Annotated in this window: 1 pseudogene; it reads right to left on the reverse strand. The window is 59.7% G+C overall.

Features of this window, described 5'->3' with window-relative positions:
• Positions 1-36: 36 nt before the first annotated feature.
• Positions 37-541: pseudogene (locus HMPREF2993_RS01280) on the reverse strand (transposase family protein); the annotation flags it as partial.

Raw genomic sequence — 541 nt, forward strand, 5'->3', positions numbered from 1 at the left:
ACGACACTGCTACCAAATAGCCGGTCGCAACACTTTAAGCCACCCGCTGAGCACGTGGGCGGACCTGCCCGGTCGCATGTCTAACAAACGTGCAGGCCCACGCCCGTCCACCAGCGGGGTGAGGTCAACGAGTATGGTCACCAGGTTTGATGCCTGGCCTGGTTTTCTGGTGTGTTTCCATACATGTTCATCGACTCCGAGGACGTGAACCCCGTCTAGGCGACAGGGATCGCCGTAGACAAGCTGGCGGCAGGCGTCCAGTGCGACCTTGTCCCAGCCCACACCGAGTGCTTTGGCGGTCGCTGACACACTCATCCGGTCAATAGCGAGGCGTTGCAAGATCCAGCGGGTGACCCGGTAGGTGAGCTTGGAGCCATCATCAGCGCAAGCCAAGGCGGCCTGGAAGATCCTTCTCTTACATGAGGCGGCTGTGCACCGGAATCTAGGGACTGTTACGTGCAGCCTAGTGGGGAATCCAACAACAGGAAGATCAACGAGTTGACGGGTGGTGTGGTCGCGCAGCTTTCCTGGCTGTCCGCAG

The sequence above is a fragment of the Corynebacterium sp. HMSC068G04 genome, from assembly GCF_001814885.1.
Lineage (GTDB): Bacteria > Actinomycetota > Actinomycetes > Mycobacteriales > Mycobacteriaceae > Corynebacterium > Corynebacterium hiratae.